Origin of the sequence: Hyphomonas sp. CY54-11-8 (genome assembly GCF_000682735.1) — a bacterium.
Classification (GTDB): Bacteria; Pseudomonadota; Alphaproteobacteria; order Caulobacterales; family Hyphomonadaceae; genus Hyphomonas.
In genome coordinates this window covers 121,531-139,748 of the sequence record NZ_AWFD01000034.1, presented here as the reverse complement: position 1 = coordinate 139,748, position 18,218 = coordinate 121,531, and the positions used below count along the sequence as shown (strand labels likewise).

Below are 18,218 nucleotides of genomic sequence, written 5' to 3'. Positions count from 1 at the left end.
TGGAGAGGTACCCCGCATGAAACTTGTCGTCGTCGAGTCGCCCGCGAAGGCCAAAACGATCAACAAATACCTCGGCAAGGACTATAAAGTCCTGGCCTCCTACGGTCATATCCGGGACCTACCTTCGAAGAATGGTTCGGTCGATCCCGACAATGATTTCGAAATGGTCTGGGAGGCTGACTCGAAATCCTCCAAGCGTATTTCAGACATCGCCAACGCGCTGAAAGAAGCTGACACGCTGATCCTCGCGACCGACCCGGATCGCGAAGGCGAGGCCATCTCCTGGCACCTGATCGAAGCGCTGAAGAAGCGCCGCGCCCTCAAAAAGGATGTCGCCGTCGAACGTGTGGTCTTCAACGCCATCACAAAGAGTGCCGTTACTTCGGCCATGGAGCAGCCACGCCAGATCGACGCCGAACTGGTCGATGCCTACCTCGCCCGCCGGGCGCTGGATTATCTCGTGGGGTTCAATCTCTCTCCCGTCCTTTGGCGCAAGCTGCCGGGCTCCCGCTCAGCCGGCCGCGTGCAGTCGGTTGCCCTGCGCATCATCTGCGACCGCGAGAACGAGATCGAGATGTTCAAGCCGCAGGAATACTGGACAGTCGCAGCTGACTTGCGAGCACCTGACGGCACGGACTTCCAGGCGCGCCTCCATGCCCTGGACGGCAAGACGCTCAAGAAATTCACGCTGGGCGACAAGGGCGACGCCGACAAGGCGCTCGAAGCGGTTCGCGTCGGCGGCTATTCCGTCAGCTCGGTCGAAGCCAAACCGGTCAAGCGGAACCCCGCCCCACCCTTCATAACCTCGACGCTACAGCAGGAAGCCTCCCGCAAGCTAGGCTTCACGGCCAAGCGCACCATGCAGGCCGCCCAGAAGCTCTACGAAGAAGGCCGCATCACCTATATGCGTACCGACGGCGTCAATATGGCCGAGGAGGCCTATGTCGCGGCGCGCTCGATGATCCAGTCGAACTATGGCGCCCGCTACCTGCCTGAAAAGACCCGCTATTATTCCTCCAAAGCGAAGAACGCCCAGGAAGCGCACGAAGCTATCCGCCCGACGGACTTCAATCTGCGTCCGGAGCAGTACAGCGGCGATGACGATCTGCGGAAGCTCTACACGCTGGTGTGGCGCCGGGCCGTCGCCTCCCAGATGGAAGCTGCCATCTTTGAGCGTACCACTATCGACATGTTGTCCAAGGACCAGCGCGCCCAACTCCGGGCCAGCGGCCAGGTTCTCGTCTTCGACGGCTTCATCAAGCTCTACACCGAAGGCCATGATGCCGGGGACGATGATGACGATTCCGAAAATCGCCTGCCGAAAATGGCGGAAGGTCAGCATGCAGACCTTCTGAAAGCGGACTCGACCCAGCACTTCACCACGCCGCCACCGCGCTATACCGAGGCCTCCCTCGTCAAGCGGCTTGAAGAACTGGGCATTGGCCGCCCGTCCACTTACGCCTCAACGCTTTCGACGCTGGAAGACCGCGGTTATGTGCGCCTCGAGAACAAGGCTCTGATCCCGGAAGACAAGGGCCGCCTCGTTACGGCGTTCCTGGAGAACTTCTTCCAGCGCTATGTGGAATATGACTTCACGGCTGGCCTTGAGGAAAAGCTGGACATCATTTCCGACGGCAAGCTCGACTGGAAAAGCTTCCTGCGGGAATTCTGGCAACAGTTCGCAAGCGATATTGGCGAGACGAAAGACCTGCGCGTCAGCGAAGTACTAGACGCCCTCAACGAAGCCCTCGCAGCACACGTCTTTCCGGACCATGATTCCGACGGAAACGTGATTGAACAGCCCCGCTTATGCCCGCTCTGCAAGGAAGGCGAATTGTCCATCAAGGTCGGCCGGTTCGGCGCCTTTGTCGGTTGTTCGCGCCACCCGGATTGCAAATATACTCGACAGTTCTCGTCCGATGGTGAGGAAGCCGGCTTTATCGATCCGGACGGGAACGAACTCGGCGTGCACCCGGAAACGGGCGAAACCATCTGGCTGAAGAGCGGGCGTTTCGGCCCTTATGTCGAGATGGCCAATGGCGAGAAGCCGAAACGCTCATCATTGACCAAGAATGACACGCCGCAGACGCTGACGCTGGAGCGCGCTGTCGAGCTTCTTTCCCTGCCCCGCGAAGTCGGTCCGCACCCGGAAGACGGCGAGATGATCTATGCGAACTTCGGCCGCTTCGGGCCTTATGTTCAGCATCACAAGACGTATGCGAACCTGAAAGATCCTGCCGATGTTTTCAATATTGGCCTCAACCGCGCTGTGGCGCTGATCGAAGACAAGAAAGCCCGCGGCTCCAAACGGGGTGGCGCGACGCCGCTGAAAACGCTGGGCGACCACCCGGACGGCGGCGCCATCGAAGTCTATGAAGGCCGCTACGGCCCTTATGTGAAGCATGCCAAGACCAATGCGACCCTTCCAAAGGATGTCACACCGGATGCCGTGACGCTGGAACAGGCCATTGAGCTGATCAACGCCAAGGCGACGAAAGGCGGCAAGAAGAAAGCTCCGGCCAAGAAAAAGGCGCCGGCGAAGAAGAAGGCGCCTGCCAAGAAGGCTGCAAAGTCGGACGAAGGCTAACCGCACCTCACATAAACTTCGCGTTTGCGCCCCTTGCGGCCCCTTCGTTTCGGTAGCTCAATAATCCGTGTTGTCAAAACACGGACGCTTGGCATGTCCGGAACGGAAAAATTCTTGTTTCTTGGCGCGGTGACGCTGGCCTCTCTCGTGATGTCGCAGGCAGCGCAGGACAGCGCCGTGCTGGCGTCGAACACGGCAATAACGCTCACCAACGATGCGCCTTTGGCTGAAGCTGTCACAACGCCCCCGGTCATCCTGGCCATCACGCCTTCCCGCTCCGGCTTCCTCGATCACCTGTCCGCCTGCCCCGGCCTTTCCACGGCAACAGCATCAGACGTCGGGCCGGATCTTCAAGTCCAGGACTACAAGCCTTTCGTACTGGTGAACAACAAGGTGCGCCTCGCCACGGCGCCTGTCGGCGGCGGCTGCTGGTCATCCGCCTTCGGCATGCGGAACGGCCGCCTGCACAAGGGCGTCGACTATTACAGCGACAGCCCGGTGCCTGTTTACGCCGCTGCAGCAGGCCGGGTCCGTACCCGCTCCTATCGTAGCGATTATGGCAACATGCTCGTCATCGACCATGGCGATGGCGTCTATACGCGCTATGCCCACCTTGAGTCCTTCGCCGGGCCGGACGTTGGCGACCTTGTGGGCTCCGGCGACGTGCTCGGGATCATGGGCAACACGGCAGATCACACCATCCCGCGCCACCTGCATTACGAAGTGCTGACAGGCATGTGGAAGCCTCGCCTTGGCTCGTTCGCGTTGACGCCAATCGATTTAATGACCCTGCCCGCGGCGAACGACTAAAAGGCGGGAACCGTAAATCCCACGCGCAATCCGGCGCGATTCGTTCTATATGGCAGTCATGACTTTCCCTGACCGCCAGACTGTTCTGGACTTTCTTCGCGAAAACCCAAGCGCTACCACCAAGCAGGAAATCGCCCGCGGCTTGAAGCTGAAGGGCAAGGAACGCACCACCTTGCGCGAAATCCTCAAGGAAATGGAGGCTGATGGCACGCTGGCGCGTACCGGCAAGCGCGCCTGGGCGCAGGCTGACCGGCCGCCGCCCACGGGCGTTGTTGAATTCACCCATCTGGATGACGATGGCGAGCTGATCGGCAAATCTGTCGGCGACAATGGCCTGTTCGGGCCGGAGATCCGCTATGCGGGCCCATCCGGCAAGCCAAAGGCCAAGGCGCCCGCCGTGGGTGATCGCGCGCTCTGCAAGATCTCCGAGCGCGACGATGAATGGCTAGCCCGCGCCATCACCGTGTTCGAGAAGAAGCTCTCCGACAAGTTGGTCGGCCTCTACAGTCAGACTACGCGCGGCGGGAAGGTCGTTCCCTCCTCCCGGAAGGAAAAGCGCGAATTCGTCATTCAGGAAGCTGACCGGAACGGCGCAGAAGAAGGCGATCTCGTCATCGCCGAGCCGAAGCCCGTCAGCCGACGGCAATACGGCCCGGCCTATGGCATCGTTACCGAAGTCATCGGCCACATCACTGATCCGCGGTCTGCCAGCCTTCTGGCCATCCATGCCCACGATATTCCGACAGAATTCCCCGAAGAGGCACTGGAACAAGCGCGGGACCCGAAACCGGCTGCAGCAGAACGCGAAGACCTGACAGCCGTCCAACTGATCACCATCGACCCGCACGATGCGCGCGACCATGACGACGCCGTCTGGGCCGAACAGCTGGACGATGGCTGGCGCGTGATCGTCGCCATCGCGGACGTGGCGGCTTACGTCACCGAAGGCTCCCCGCTTGACAAGGAAGCGCTGAAGCGCGGCAACTCCACCTATTTCCCGGACCGCGTCGTGCCGATGCTGCCGTTCGAACTGTCGGCGGACGAGTGTTCCCTGCGCGAAAATGAGTTGCGCCGCTGCATGGCGGTAGAGATGATCTTCGACAAATCTGGCACCAAGCGCTCGCACCGCTTCATCCGTGGCATGATGAAATCGGCTGCGAAGCTCTCTTATGAGGATGCACAGGCCGCCATCGATGGCAAACCGGGCGGCAAGGCTGAAGAACTGCTGGAAAGCGTCCTGAAGCCGCTTTGGGGCGCCTATGCAGCGCTCTCGAAGGCGCGCGACAAACGCAGTCCGCTGGATCTGGACCTGCCCGAACGCCGGATCGTCTTCGATGCGGAAGGCGAGATTCAGGGCATCATCGCCAAGGAGCGGCTGGACGCTCACCGCCTGATCGAAGAATTCATGATCCAAGCGAACGTGGCCGCCGCGGAGACGCTGGAGAAGGCCAACAGCCCGCTTGTCTACCGCGTCCACGACGTGCCGACGGAAGCCAAGATTGCCGCCTTTGCAGAGTTCCTGCAGACCCTCGACATCAAATGGCACATCGGTGAACGCCCACAGACACACAAATTCAACAAGCTGCTGGAGGACATTCGCGGCGGCGTCTATGACGAGATGGTCACCCAGATGGTACTGCGCTCCCAGGCGCAGGCGATCTATTCCGAGGAAAATCTAGGACACTTCGGCCTGAACCTGGCCAAGTATGCGCACTTCACCTCCCCGATCCGGCGGTATGCCGACCTGATCGTCCATCGCGCCCTGATCCGCGCGTTGAAGCTAGGACCGGACGGCCTGAGCGACCAGAATGCTGTTCGGCTAGAAGAGATTGCGGAGCACATCACAACGACTGAGCGCCGCTCCATGGCAGCTGAGCGCGAAGCAACGGACCGCTATCTGGCCATCTTCCTGGCAGACCGTGTGGGCGCCGAGTTCGAAGGCCGGATCATGGGCGTCACCGGCTCAGGCCTGTTCGTGGCCCTGGCCGGCTCTGGTGCAGACGGCTTCGTCCCGATCTCGTCCATCTCGGATGACTATTGGGTTCTCGATCAGGCGGCGATGGAGATTTACGCGCGCGGCAGCGGCAAGACCTATTCCATGGGTCAGACAGTGCGGGTGCGCCTGAAAGAGGTGACGCCGCTTCAGGGCGGCCTCTTGCTGGAAATGCTATCGGAGCCCGCACCCGCGCCGAAAGGCCGCGCCGCGGCTCGCAAGGCAGCAGATGCCAGCTCTCGTTCACCTCGCGGCAGGGGTGGACCTCCCCGCCGGGGCAAGCCCAAATTCAATAAAAAAACGCTGCCCAAGCATAAGCGGAGGAGCCGGAAGTGATCCCTGACGGCGAAAAACACAGTTCCGACAAAGGCAATCAGCTGATCGGTACGGCTTTCGACAAGGAAAGCGACGACGAAGTCATTCTGAAGAATCAGCGCTCCCCGCGCCCTAAGGATGCGGCGACGCTGATTCTGATCCGGCGCGATGCTGCGAAGCCACGAGTCCTGATGGGCAAGCGTTCCGGCGGGCATGTCTTCATGCCGGATAAATACGTCTTCCCCGGCGGCCGTGTGGACCCTGATGACGGCCGGGCCGTGTCATGGTGTGAACTGAAGCCGGACGTCGAAGCGAAACTCCGCATCAACGCGCGGCGCCAGCCGAGGGCTTTCGCCCTCACCGCCATCCGCGAAACCTTTGAAGAAACGGGTCTTCTGGTGGCAAGGCCCGCCGAAATGCCAGTCTCCGCGCCAAAAGGCTGGGACCGGTTCCACGAACTGGATGCCGCCCCGCACCTTTCTCCGCTCACCTTTATTGGCCGGGCCGTCACGCCGCCCTACCGTCCGCGCCGCTTCGACGCGCGATTCTTCATGGCAGACGCTGAAGAAGCCCTGATTGACGAGCGCCCGCCAGTGGACGGCGCCGAGCTCTCCGACCTTCAATGGGTGACGCTGGACGATGCTCAGGCACTCGACCTACCGAGCGTGACACGCTTCATGCTGGGTGAGATTGATGCCCGTCTGAAAGCAAGAGATTACAAGGAAGGCCCGCCTTTCCTGCGCTGGACCCGTTCCGGCCACAGCACCGAGCGGCTGTAGTACAGCAACGGGTGCTTGACTTGAGCCTCGCACCCCGCCATTAAGCCGCTTTCCGATTTCAGACGCTAGCACAAGCGAGCCCGCGCCATGGCAAAACCAGCCACCATCAAGATCCGCCTCAACTCGACGGCTGACACCGGCTTCTTCTATGTGACCAAGAAGAACCCGCGCAACATGACCGAGAAAATGGTCAAGCGGAAGTACGATCCGATTGCCAAGAAGCACGTCGAGTTCAAGGAAGGAAAAATCAAGTAATTACTTGATCCTTTTGAACTTTTGAAGAGCCCGCCCCTCACGGAGCGGGCTTTTTCATTGGATCTCATCCCGGTGCAGGTAGCGCGTTCTTCGGATCGCAGGAAACAGGAATGACCAGGCCGCTGCCACCCCGATTGCAGCTGCGCCACCCGCCACCACGGTGAATACGGCGCCGTAGAAATGCGCCATGAAACCGGCTCTTGCTTCGCCGAGTTCGTTCGACGCGCCAAGGAACACTGAATTCACTGCATTCACGCGGCCGCGGACATCATCGGGCGTCCATAGCTGCAGTAGAATCTCGCGGATATAGACCGACACCATGTCGAATGCGCCAACGAGCGCAAGGGCCAGGATCGACAGCCAGGCAAGCGTCGACGCGCCGAACACTATGGTCGCAAGGCCGAACAGCGCCACGCAGACGAAAAGGATGATTCCGGCATGGTTTCGTATCGGAAATGCCGTGATGATTCCGATCATGATCACGGCGCCGACACCGGGTGCCGCCCGAAGCAGGCCGAGGCCGGATGGCCCAAGTTCCAGGATGTCCCGCGCATAGATCGGCAACAGTGCGACTGCTCCGCCCAGAAGGACAGCGAACAGATCGAGTGAGATGGCCCCCAGAACGACCTTCTCTTTCCAGACATAGGAGAAGCCACCCAGCAGAGTTTTGAGCGTCGTCGGCTCTTTGGAGCTTTTCTGGGCAGGCTTCGGGATGGTGAGAATGATCGATCCGGACAGCAGGAACAGGGAAACCGCCGTGCCATAGGCAATCGGAGCTCCAATCCCATAGATCAGGCCGCCGAGCACCGGTCCGAGAATGGAAGCGAGCTGCCAAGACGCCGTGATCCACCCCACAGCATTGGCGAAGTCTTCCTTGGGCACGAGATTGACCGCGAGACTGGAGGAAGCAGGAGAGTAGAACGCCCGCGCAACGCCGAAGATCGTCAGCGTTCCCAGCACCAGGATCGGATCAAAATGGCCGGAGAGCGCGAGAGCAAGAATGGCCAGCGCGCAGGCCATTTCGACGAACACGGCCAGCCCCATAACATTTCTGCGCCCGAACCGGTCTGCGGTGACACCGGTGACCACCACCAGCACCAATGCCGGAAGGAACTGCACCAGTCCGATCCAGCCCAGCAGGGCCGCATTTTGTGTCTGGTCATAGATCTGCCAGCCGACCGAGACCGAAACGATCTGCACGCCGAGCGACGTGCAGAACCGCGAGAAGAAATAGCGGCTATAGGCTGAATGCCGGAACGCGGAAAACCTGTCGGTCACGCCTTATCCCCTGAGCTGAGCGCCGTCTGTGCGGACAGCCGACGGCCAAGTCAATCAGGCGGCTGTGCTCTCGACCCTGTTCCGGCCAGTTGTCTTGGCCTGGTACAATGCCTGGTCGGCTCGTTTCGTCAGGTCTGCGATCGTGTCCTGTTCACCAGCAATCGTGGAGACCCCCACGCTGACGGTGATCTGGATTCTGAGCCCGGCCTTACCCACAATAAAGGGCGCGACCGCAATAGCGCGGCGAATCCGTTCAGCGGCTGCACAGGCCAGATCACCTGGTGTTTCAGGCATGATGACCAGGAATTCCTCGCCACCTGGACGACAGACAATGTCCATCGGGCGAACATTCTCGCGCAGGCGGTTTGCGATTTCCTGAAGCACCTCATCCCCGGCATCGTGACCATAGGTGTCGTTCACGGATTTGAAGTGATCGACATCCGCCATCATGACAGACACAGGGCGCCCGCCCATGACCGAGCGCTGCATGAACTGGTGCAGCTGGCTCATCATGTAGCGGCGATTGTAGAGGCCGGTCAGCTGGTCGATGACTGACAGCTCCAGCCCTTTGTCCACACGGTTACGGAGCATCTCGATATAGCGCGCCCGGCGTGCCTGCGTACGCACGCGCACCAGCAGCTCCTGCTTGTCGACAGGCGTCAGGATCACGTCGCTCGCGCCGATCTCGAGGCCCTTGGCGGCCCGGGCGCGATCGTCAGGATCACAGATCAAAAGGATAGAAACTGCGCGTGTGGACTCGGTCACTTTGAAATGCGCGCAGAGCTTCAGCGCATCGAAGGACTTGCTAGGCAGCGACAGGATCATCAGGTCCACGCCAAGACGGGACAGATTGCTCATCGTGCCGGCTTCAGCCAGTGTCACGACCGTATGGCCTGCCTCACGGAGCACTGCCGCCAACCTTGCAGATGCCCGGGGATTGTCATCCACGATGAAGATGCGGGCGGGCTGGTCGGATTCTTCTTTTGCGGTCTCCAGATCGAGTCCGCCTCCGAGACCGTTGGCTTGCCTCTGGCGCAGTTCCGAGGCGACCGCGTTGTAGCGCATCAGCGCGCCGACGCGCGACATGAGCGCAAAATCATCCACCGGTTTGGTAAGGAAGTCCTCGGCGCCAGCCTCAAGCCCTCGGACGCGGTCTTCCGTGTCGCTCAGCGCCGTGACCATGACGACGGGAATGAAAGCTGTCGCCGGATCTTCCTTGAGTCGACGGCAAACCTCATAGCCATCCATGCCTGGCATCATTACGTCCAGCAGGATGATGTCCGGCAATTCATTCTTCGCGACCTCAAGCGCCTGAGGTCCGTTCTCCGCCTGGATGACCGTGTAATATTGAGCTTCCAGCTTGGCTTGCAGAAGCCGTCGGTTGGCTTCGATGTCGTCTACAACCAGGATGCGCGCGCTCATGCTGCCTCCTTCGGCATGAGCGACTCCACGGCCTTGATGAAGGTCATGATCTGAATCGGCTTCGAGAGGTAGCCCTCACACCCGGCTTCCCGCACGCGCTGCTCGTCAGCGCGCATGGCAAAAGCAGTGACAGCAAGCACAGGAATGTGGGCGACTTTCTCGTCATCCTTCAGCCAGCGCGTGATATCGAGGCCGGAAACTTCCGGCAGCTGGATGTCCATGATGATGAGGTCGGGCTGTTCCCTGCGGGCGATCTCAACCGCCTTGGCGCCATCCCGGCACTGGTAAGTTTCATAACCGTAAGCGTCCAACAGGTCGCAAAACAGGCGCATGTTGAGTTCATTGTCCTCAACAACCAGTACTTTTCTGGCTTTTGCGTCTGTCATTTTTCCCCACGATTACGAGCGATTCGCGACGGACCTTACCGTACTAGACCAGCTATACGGCAAAAGCTTAACGGGTGTTTACGGGTCACTTCAGATTGCCGCCAACCCCGGAACATGGCATGAACGTATGACTATGAGCCTGTTGTGCCGGGACTGTTTTCATTTCGATCAGACGGATGGTGATTCCTGCCCCAGCTGCAGCAGCCGCCGTATTGTCAGCCACCCGGCACTCCACCGGCTGGGCGTCGCACACATCGATTGTGACGCCTTCTTCGCGGCGATCGAAAAAAGAGACAACCCAGACCTGAAGGATAAGCCCATCATCGTCGGCGGAGGCGAACGCGGCGTGGTCCTGACTTGCTGCTATATCGCCCGCCTGTATGGTGTGCGGTCGGCCATGCCCATGTTCCAGGCCCTGAAGCTGTGCCCGGAAGCGACCGTAGTGAAGCCTAGCCGCAACAAATATTCAGAAGCTGCGGCTATTGTCCGGGAAAAGATGGAGGCGCTCACGCCGCTTGTGCAGCCCGTATCGATTGATGAGGCCTATCTGGATCTCACGGGAACCGAAGCGATCCACAAAGCGCCCCCCGCCGCTTCCCTCGCCCGCCTCGCAGCCGAAATCGAAGACGAACTCCAGATCACCGTTTCGGTCGGCCTGTCGTCCAACAAGTTCCTCGCGAAAACCGCCAGCGAGCTCGACAAGCCGAGGGGGTTTGCGATCATCGCTCCGGAAGAAGCTGAAACACTTCTGGCACCTCGCCCCGTGGGTTTCCTGCATGGTGTTGGGCCGAAATTCGCGGCCAAGCTGGAACGGGACGGTTTTGAAACGGTCGGAGACCTCCAGAAAGCCGACCTCAAAGCGTTGCTTGGCCGGTATGGCGAGACCGGCATGTGGCTGAAGCGCGTCGCACACGGTCAGGACAATCGCCCTGTCCGCACCGATGAAGAACGCAAATCCGTCTCAACTGAAACGACCTTCCGATCAGATATCGCAGACCATGCAGCGCTTGAAGACCAACTCTGGAAGCTGTGCGTGAAAACGTCTGACCGGGCCAAGCAGATCGGTGTGGTCGGCGCCGTTATCACGCTGAAACTCAAGACATCCGACTTTAAGCCCCTCACCCGTCGCGTCTCCCTGCCCGAGCCCACCCAGATCGCGCAATCGATCTTCCGGGCTGCCCGCCCGCTCCTGGCCCGGGAAACTGATGGGCGCCGGAAATACCGGTTGATCGGTATTGGACTTTCCGAACTTTCAGATCACCGCGCAGACGAAGTAGACCTGCTGGACCCTCGTATCGCCCGGCGTGCCGCCGCTGAACGCGCCTCGGATGCCGCGCGGGCGAAGTTCGGAAAAGACGCAGTCATGACCGGCCGCGCGGCCCGCATGGATCATGAACCGAAGGAATAGGTGCACAACGCTTGCGGCCAGACGCTGTGTGCGGCAAGTCTTCGACAGCTGATACCAATCCGGAGCCAAATACATGAGTACCCCAGAAGCCCGCCTTGACGCCCTCGGCATCGCCCTTCCGGAACCGATGAAACCGGTCGCCACCTATGTTCCCTATGTCATCACAGGAAATCTGCTCTTCATCTCCGGCCAGGTCAGCGCGACTGCGGAAGGCCGGATGCTGGGCCGCCTCGGCGAGAACATGGAACTCTCCGCCGGCCAGCAGGCTGCGCGGCAGTGTGGGATCAATATCATTTCCCAGTGCAAGGCAGCCCTGGGAGACCTTTCACGTGTAAAGCAAGTCGTGAAACTGGGCGGCTTCGTAAATGCGCATCCCGATTTCAAGGACATCCCGCAAGTGATCAATGGATGCTCCGACCTGATGGTCGAAGTCTTTGGCGATGCCGGCCGTCACGCCCGCTCTGCCGTCGCATGCCCCGTGCTTCCACTTGGTGTCGCTGTTGAAGTGGACGCCGTCATCGAGTTTACCGACTAGTCATGGCCACGCCGTTCGACCCCCGCAAGTTCCGCTATGCGCACCGCGGTCTGTGGTCGGCGAACGGCCCGCCTGAAAACTCGCTTGAGGCCTTTCGGCAAGCCCGCGCAGCCGGACTGGGAGTCGAATTCGATGTCCGCCCGGCACGTGATGGCACGCCAGTCGTCTTTCACGACGACACACTCGACCGAATGACAAAACGGTCCGGAAAGACCGAAGAGCTGAACGCAAAAGAGTTGGGCCGGCTTTCGCTTGCCGGCTCATCGGAACACCTTCCGACATTTCTCGAACTCCTGCGCATCTGGCCTTATCAGCTTCCTCTGCTGACCGAGCTGAAGATCGATGGGAAAACTGATCCAGAGGCGTTTGCCCGGCGAGTCGGTGATCGACTGGCGCACTGGAAAGGCTTCGCTGCTGCGATGAGCTTTTCCGAAAAAGCCGTCCGCGCCTTGCCGATGGGATTGATGCGCGGCCAGCTGATCGGGTCGACGGCAAAGGTTGGTGAAAACGCGTTCGACTCAGTGCTTGAACGCGCGGTAACGGACGGGGTTGATTATCTCGCCGTGCATACATCCGACATCGAACGCGCGGCGCTGAAGTCCCAGGGCAGCAATCTCCCCATCGTTATCTGGACCGTCCGCAGTGAGGATGAACTCGACCGCTGCAAGGACCATGAGGCCGCGGTCATCTTCGAACATATGGACCCGGAGCTGGTTTCACGGCGCCTTAGCACCTAGATTGGGAGCCATGGACGAAACGAATTTCCGCGTCGATATCGTCACAGGGCTCGAAAACGTCGCCCCGGATGAGTGGAATGGCGTTGCCAACCCGCCGGGGTTTCGCAGGGATCCGTTCCTGAGCTGGGAGTTCCTGGAGGCTCTGGAAAGTTCAGGCGCCGCAACGCCGGAAACAGGCTGGATCCCGCGGCACATCCTCGTGAAAGATGCGAACGACGTGCTGCGCGGGGCGATGCCGCTCTACGGCAAGACGCATTCGCGCGGAGAGTTCGTCTTCGATCATTCCTGGGCCGATGCGTTCGAACGTGCAGGCGGATCATACTATCCAAAGCTTCTGAGCGCTGTGCCGTTCACGCCCGTTACCGGCCGGCGGCGCCTTGCCGCGCCTGGACCGGACGAGGCCCGGATCAAGTCTCTGCTGCTCAGCGCGGCGGTAGGCTTCGCTGAACAAAACAAGCTTTCCTCCCTTCACATCAATTTTCTCGAAGAAGAGGATTCCCAGTCCCTCATGCTCAACGGCATGCTGACCCGAACGGATCAACAATTCCATTGGTTCAATGATGGGTATGGAGACTTCGGCGACTTCCTGGCGGCCTTGTCATCTTCGAAACGCAAGAACCTGCGTAAGGAACGCGCCAGAGCACAAGAAGGGCTCGACTTCGTCCATGTGCGCGGCGACGAGATTACCGAAGACCATCTGGATCGGTTCTTCGAATTCTACATGGATACAGGCAGCCGCAAATGGGGCTCCCCCTACCTCAATCGTAAGACCTTCTCGCTTCTACGTGAGCGGATGGCGGACGATATGCTGTTCGTATTCGCGATGGAAAGTGGCGAAGCGATTGCAGGCGCGCTGAACATGATCGGCTCTGATACCCTTTACGGCCGCTACTGGGGGACGATTGATCCGCGCCCGATGCTGCATTTCGAAACCTGTTACTATCAGGCCATCGACTATGCGATTGCGAACGGCCTCAGCGTCGTCGAAGCGGGTGCCCAGGGCGGGCACAAGCTGGCGCGAGGTTACGTCCCGGTACTGACGTATTCAGCACACTGGATTGCCCACCCCGGTCTGCGGGATGCCGTCGCAGACTATCTGGAACGCGAACGCGCCGCTGTGGAGCACGATAAAGACTACCTGACCGAACGGACCCCCTTTAAAAAGGGTGAGCAGACCTAATCTCTTTCAGCATCATCAATTCCAAAGAACGAAGAATTCAACATGACCCTCCACGACAGCTATGATCCCAACAACATCTTCGCGAAAATTGTTCGCGGCGAGATGCCAAGCATCAAAGTCTACGAGGACGACATCGCACTCGCCTTTATGGATGTTTTTCCGCAGAGCGAAGGCCACACGCTGGTCATTCCGAAACTGGTAAAAGCGCGGAACTTTCTCGACATGCCGTCCGACTATCTCGGCCTATATATGCTGAAAGTGCAGAAAGTGGCACGCGCCGTTGAGAAAGCCCTTAAGCCTGAGGGCTTGATGGTCAGCCAGTTCAACGGTGCACCGGCGGGGCAGACCGTTTATCACCTGCACTTCCACATCATCCCGCGATGGGAAGGCAAGCCTCTCGGCCGCCATGCCGAAGGTGGCATGGCGAAGCCAGAAGAACTCGAGCCGATCGCAGAAAAAATCCGCGCAGCGCTCTGACGCTTAAAGGCCGAGTTTTGCTTTCAGGATATCGTTGACGGCTTTCGGGTTGGCCTTGCCGCCCGAAGCCTTCATCACCTGCCCGACGAACCAACCCATGGTCTTCGGCTTTTCCTTCACCTGAGCCACCTGTTCGGGGTTTGCGGCGATGATATCGTCGACGACCTTTTCGATAGCGCTGGTATCGGTCACCTGCTTCAGGCCGTGTTTCTCGACGATATCGGCCGGCTTGCCTTCACCGGAAATCATCCGCCCAAAGACATCCTTGGCGATCTTGCCGCTGATCGTATCATTGGAAATGAGCTCGATCAGACCGCCTAGGTCAGCGGCAGAGACCGGGCTGTCTGCCAGCTCCAGGCCTTCCTTGTTCAAGTAACCGAACAGTTCCTGCGTCACCCAGTTCGCGGCAAGCTTTGCATCACGTCCATTGGCGACTTCCTCGAAGAAGGCGGCCTTGTCGGCTTCCGCCGTCAACACGCCCGCATCGTAGCGTGAGAGGCCATAGTCCGCCTCAAAACGCGCGCGCTTTTCGTCCGGTAGTTCCGGCAGGGTAGACCGGATTTCCTCAATCCAGGCTTCTTCCACTTCCAGCGGCAGAAGATCCGGGTCCGGGAAATAGCGATAGTCATGCGCATCTTCCTTGGAACGCATGGACCGCGTCTCGCCCTTGTTCGGATCGAACAGACGGGTCTCCTGATCGACCTTGCCACCAGCTTCGATAATTTCGATCTGGCGGCGGGCTTCGTACTCGATGGCCTGCTGGATGAAGCGGAACGAGTTCATATTCTTGATCTCGCAACGCGTGCCGAGATGGCCGAAGTCACCAGTCTCGCGGTACTTCTCGTACTGCCCCGGCCGGCAGACCGATACGTTCACGTCAGCGCGAAGGTTGCCCTTCTCCATGTCGCCGTCGCAGGTGCCGAGCGCGATCACGATGGCACGCAGCTTCTTCACATAAGCCGCCGCCTCCGCCGGCGTGCGTACATCCGGCCGAGACACGATTTCCATCAGCGCCACGCCGGATCGGTTCAGGTCCACATAGGTGGAATTCGGATCCATGTCGTGGATGGATTTGCCGGCATCCTGTTCCAAGTGCAGGCGCTCGATCCGGCACGGAAAGGTATAAGCTTCACCACCGTGAGCTGGTTCCACGTCCACCTCGATCTCACCCTCGCCCACAATCGGGTGCGCGAACTGGCTGATCTGATAGCCCTGCGGCAGGTCAGGATAGAAATAGTTCTTCCGGTCAAACCGGCTGTAGTGATTGATCTGCGCCTTTAGGCCCAGTCCCGTCCGGATCGCCTGTTCCACGCAGAACTTGTTGATGACCGGCAGCATCCCGGGCATGGCCGCGTCGACCAGCGAAACATTGCAATTCGGATCGGCGCCAAAAACCGTGGCAGCCCCGGAAAACAGTTTCGCGTTGGAAGAAACCTGAGCGTGGACTTCGAGGCCCATCACCAGTTCCCAGTCACCTGTGTCGCCCTTGATCGTGTAGGGGGTACGTACAGACATGCTTTCCTCGATTGGTCACAGCAGAATCCGGACCTTTTACCCCCCAGCGGATGGCCCTGTCGAGCCGCGCTGACACCGCATAGCGCACTGAAATATCCGGTTTTATGGACTTACCGAAAACTATGGGGTTTTCCTTAGTCGCGATGTGCGGCAAATTTGCACGACTGCTTCGGGAGGAAGCGCGAAGGGGAAAACAAAGAAAATGCTCTTCAAAATGATCCTTGATGGCGCAAGCGACGATGAACGCCACATCGCGCAAGGCTTTCTGCGTCACATCATAGCCGGGTTTGCCATCGGCCTCATCTTCGGCGGCACCATGTTTGGCGCCCTGTTCCTGACGCTTGGCAATCTGGATATGAACATTCCGATCCTGTTCATTCTCGCCATGCTGCTTCAGTTCGGTCCAATCGGCGGACTGATCGGCGCCGGCGTCCATGTGACCCGGATTGCGGATCGCGGTGAAAAAGCAGCGGATGACGAGGATGGGCCGCGCGGTGGCACGAAAGCCCCAGCAGTCAGCGCGACGGACGTGTCGCCTTCCAGCAAACGCAAGAAAGCCCCTAAAGCTTCCCCTGTTCCTTCGCTTGCCTGACACGCTCTGCCCGGGCGGCCATGCGATCCTTGATCGGGGCAGCCTGGGAGACACGCGTGAACGGGGCTTCATTCTCAGCCTCCGGCTTGGCCTCTGGTTCGGGTTCCGCTTCCAGCTTGCCTTCAGCAATAAGCTTTTTGCGGCGCGCCGCGACGCGTGAGGCCCTTGCCGATTGCGCAGGTGAGACTTTCGCTTTCAGGAAGCTGCGCCCCCCACTGACGGATGCATCCTGTCGCCGCTCACGGCGTTTCAGCACGCCATTGATACGCCAAGCGACATATGCCGCCACTGCCACAGCTGCGAGCCAAAGCGGGGTGGCTTTCGAATCCAGAAGACTGAAATCAGCCTGCATCGTTGCAGTCGCGATCATCCCGATCGAGATGACGAGCATGATGCCAAACAATACAAGAAAGCGGTTCATGGCGTGGAGCCTACCACCACTTCTCCGGTCTGGCCACGAATCCGGCTGCACGTTCCAGTTCACCACCAACGCGGAAACAGGCTGACTCGTCCAGCGCCTTGCCGATTACCTGCAAGCCCAGTGGCAAGCCATCGGATGAAAGACCAGCGGGTATGGAAATGCCCGGAAGGCCAGCAAGGTTCGTCGTCACCGTGAACACGTCGTTGAGATACATCTCGACCGGATCACCGCTCTTTTCGCCGAATGCGAAGGCCGGCGACGGGCAAGTCGGTGTCAGGATCGCATCGCAGCTTTCGAACGCATTGACGAAGTCGTTCAGGATCTTGGTACGAACCTTCTGGGCGCGCAGGTAGTAGGCGTCATAGTAGCCTGATGACAGAACATACGTCCCGATCATGAGGCGACGCTGAACTTCCCGGCCAAAACCGTTGGCGCGGGTTGCTTCGTAAGTTTGGGTCAGATTGTTGCCATCCACCCGGGTTCCGTAGCGCATGCCGTCATAGCGCGCGAGATTAGAAGACGCTTCGGCTGGAGCAACGATGTAATATGCCGGCAAGGCGTACTTCGTATGCGGCAGGCTGATGTCGACGATCTTGGCGCCAGCGGCCTTCAGCCACTCGATACCCTGGTTCCAGAGGGCATCGATCTCTTCGGACATGCCATCCATCCGGTACTCCTTGGGAATACCGATGCGCATGCCTTTGACACCTCTGGAAACGTCTGCGCGCCAGTCAGGCTGATCGACCTGAAGCGATGTGGAATCCTTCGGGTCATGACTGCACATGACGTCCAGAAGAATCGCAGAGTCTTCAACCGTCTTCGCGATCGGGCCAGCCTGGTCCAGCGACGACGCAAATGCCACCATGCCCCAGCGGCTTGCGCGGCCGTAGGTTGGCTTGATGCCGACTGTGCCAGTGAACGCCGCAGGCTGGCGAATCGAGCCTCCCGTATCGGATGCCGTCGCTGCGAGGCAAAGGTCGCCCGAAACAGCGGTAGCTGATCCACCAGACGAACCGCCCGGTGTCAGGCCGGCATTGTCGCCCTTTCGGCGCCACGGGTTAATCGGCGGACCGAACCGGGACGTCTCGTTTGAGGAGCCCATGGCGAATTCGTCCATGTTAAGCTTGCCGAGCATAACGGCGCCTTCGTCCCACAAATTCTGCGTGACGGTCGACTCGTAAGTCGGCGTGAATTCGCCGAGGATATTGCTGCAGGCCGTCGTGCGAACGCCCTTGGTGCAATAGAGATCCTTCACCCCAAGGGGAGCGCCTTCTAGCTTGCCGCCCTCGCCTTTTGCGAGACGCACATCGGCATTGTCTGCCATTTCCAACGCCTTCTCCGGCGTTTCAACGACATAGGCATTAAGGACCCGCGAGCCCTCAATGGTCTGAATAAACTCCTGCGTGATCTCCCGGGACGAGAATTTCTTCGCCTTCAGGCCATCCAGGGCGTCTGCAAGGGTCAGCTTCGTCAGATCGGTCATCGTAGCGGGTCTCCGGCTATTCTGCTCGCCTGCTATGACGGCTTG

General features: G+C 59.6%; 17 protein-coding genes. 11 read left to right on the top strand and 6 right to left on the bottom strand.

The window, feature by feature from the left end:
* Positions 1-16: 16 nt before the first annotated feature.
* The 5 genes from topA to rpmG all read left to right on the top strand — a co-directional run bounded on the left by topA (position 17) and on the right by rpmG (position 6,739).
* Complete coding sequence (gene topA / locus HY17_RS14550; protein WP_034767886.1) at positions 17-2,587, top strand: type I DNA topoisomerase; 2,571 nt, start codon at positions 17-19, stop codon at positions 2,585-2,587.
* A gap of 93 nt (positions 2,588-2,680) precedes the next feature.
* On the top strand, positions 2,681-3,397 hold the full coding sequence (locus HY17_RS19595) for a M23 family metallopeptidase (protein WP_051600140.1): 717 nt from the start codon (positions 2,681-2,683) through the stop codon (positions 3,395-3,397).
* A 58-nt stretch (positions 3,398-3,455) separates the two neighbouring features.
* On the top strand, positions 3,456-5,726 hold the full coding sequence (rnr, locus tag HY17_RS14540) for a ribonuclease R (protein ID WP_034768073.1): 2,271 nt from the start codon (positions 3,456-3,458) through the stop codon (positions 5,724-5,726).
* On the top strand, positions 5,723-6,484 hold the full coding sequence (locus HY17_RS14535; RefSeq protein WP_233348824.1) for an NUDIX domain-containing protein: 762 nt from the start codon (positions 5,723-5,725) through the stop codon (positions 6,482-6,484). The genes rnr and HY17_RS14535 overlap by 4 nt, the downstream gene beginning before the upstream one ends.
* A gap of 87 nt (positions 6,485-6,571) precedes the next feature.
* Entirely contained in the window at positions 6,572-6,739 is a 168-nt protein-coding gene (rpmG, locus tag HY17_RS14530; protein ID WP_027836255.1) for a 50S ribosomal protein L33, read from the top strand.
* A gap of 54 nt (positions 6,740-6,793) precedes the next feature.
* Here rpmG and HY17_RS14525 read toward each other — a convergent pair whose 3' ends face one another.
* Genes HY17_RS14525 through HY17_RS14515 form a run of 3 tightly spaced genes read right to left on the bottom strand, consistent with a single transcriptional unit; the run spans position 6,794 to position 9,825 of the window.
* Positions 6,794-8,017 carry an MFS transporter gene (locus tag HY17_RS14525; RefSeq protein ID WP_034767881.1) on the bottom strand — a complete coding sequence of 408 codons (1,224 nt, stop codon included), beginning with the start codon at positions 8,015-8,017 and terminating at the stop codon, positions 6,794-6,796.
* A gap of 54 nt (positions 8,018-8,071) precedes the next feature.
* The gene (locus HY17_RS14520) at positions 8,072-9,439 is read right to left on the bottom strand and encodes a PleD family two-component system response regulator (protein ID WP_034767878.1); all 1,368 of its coding nucleotides are present in this window, start codon (positions 9,437-9,439) and stop codon (positions 8,072-8,074) included.
* Positions 9,436-9,825, bottom strand: a complete 390-nt coding sequence (locus HY17_RS14515; RefSeq protein WP_034767877.1) for a response regulator — start codon at positions 9,823-9,825, stop codon at positions 9,436-9,438. The genes HY17_RS14520 and HY17_RS14515 overlap by 4 nt, the downstream gene beginning before the upstream one ends.
* A gap of 133 nt (positions 9,826-9,958) precedes the next feature.
* On the opposite strand from HY17_RS14515, the gene HY17_RS14510 reads away from it, so the two are divergent.
* The 5 genes from HY17_RS14510 to HY17_RS14490 all read left to right on the top strand — a co-directional run bounded on the left by HY17_RS14510 (position 9,959) and on the right by HY17_RS14490 (position 14,162).
* Positions 9,959-11,233 carry a DNA polymerase IV gene (locus tag HY17_RS14510; protein ID WP_034767874.1) on the top strand — a complete coding sequence of 425 codons (1,275 nt, stop codon included), beginning with the start codon at positions 9,959-9,961 and terminating at the stop codon, positions 11,231-11,233.
* Between the two features lie 73 nt (positions 11,234-11,306).
* Positions 11,307-11,768 carry a RidA family protein gene (locus tag HY17_RS14505; RefSeq protein WP_034767873.1) on the top strand — a complete coding sequence of 154 codons (462 nt, stop codon included), beginning with the start codon at positions 11,307-11,309 and terminating at the stop codon, positions 11,766-11,768.
* Between the two features lie 2 nt (positions 11,769-11,770).
* On the top strand, positions 11,771-12,505 hold the full coding sequence (locus tag HY17_RS14500; protein ID WP_034767871.1) for a glycerophosphodiester phosphodiesterase family protein: 735 nt from the start codon (positions 11,771-11,773) through the stop codon (positions 12,503-12,505).
* A gap of 10 nt (positions 12,506-12,515) precedes the next feature.
* Positions 12,516-13,685: a GNAT family N-acetyltransferase gene (locus HY17_RS14495; RefSeq protein WP_034767869.1), complete on the top strand. Its 1,170-nt coding sequence runs from the start codon at positions 12,516-12,518 to the stop codon at positions 13,683-13,685.
* A gap of 42 nt (positions 13,686-13,727) precedes the next feature.
* Positions 13,728-14,162 (top strand): HIT family protein, encoded by a 435-nt coding sequence (locus tag HY17_RS14490; protein WP_034767868.1) that lies wholly within the window; start codon positions 13,728-13,730, stop codon positions 14,160-14,162.
* Positions 14,163-14,165: 3 nt separating this feature from the next.
* Here the strand turns inward: HY17_RS14490 and gatB are convergent, their stop codons facing one another.
* Positions 14,166-15,677, bottom strand: coding sequence for an Asp-tRNA(Asn)/Glu-tRNA(Gln) amidotransferase subunit GatB (gene gatB, locus HY17_RS14485; RefSeq protein WP_034767866.1), 1,512 nt, complete (start codon positions 15,675-15,677; stop codon positions 14,166-14,168).
* A 202-nt stretch (positions 15,678-15,879) separates the two neighbouring features.
* Here gatB and HY17_RS14480 point away from each other — a divergent pair, with 202 nt between their 5' ends.
* The gene (locus tag HY17_RS14480; protein WP_034767863.1) at positions 15,880-16,269 is read left to right on the top strand and encodes a hypothetical protein; all 390 of its coding nucleotides are present in this window, start codon (positions 15,880-15,882) and stop codon (positions 16,267-16,269) included.
* Here HY17_RS14480 and HY17_RS14475 read toward each other — a convergent pair.
* Together HY17_RS14475 and gatA are read right to left on the bottom strand one after the other, a co-directional pair.
* Positions 16,238-16,690, bottom strand: coding sequence for a hypothetical protein (locus HY17_RS14475; protein ID WP_034767861.1), 453 nt, complete (start codon positions 16,688-16,690; stop codon positions 16,238-16,240). The genes HY17_RS14480 and HY17_RS14475 overlap by 32 nt on opposite strands.
* A 10-nt stretch (positions 16,691-16,700) precedes the next feature.
* Entirely contained in the window at positions 16,701-18,173 is a 1,473-nt protein-coding gene (gatA, locus tag HY17_RS14470; RefSeq protein WP_034767859.1) for an Asp-tRNA(Asn)/Glu-tRNA(Gln) amidotransferase subunit GatA, read from the bottom strand.
* Positions 18,174-18,218 lie beyond the last annotated feature (45 nt).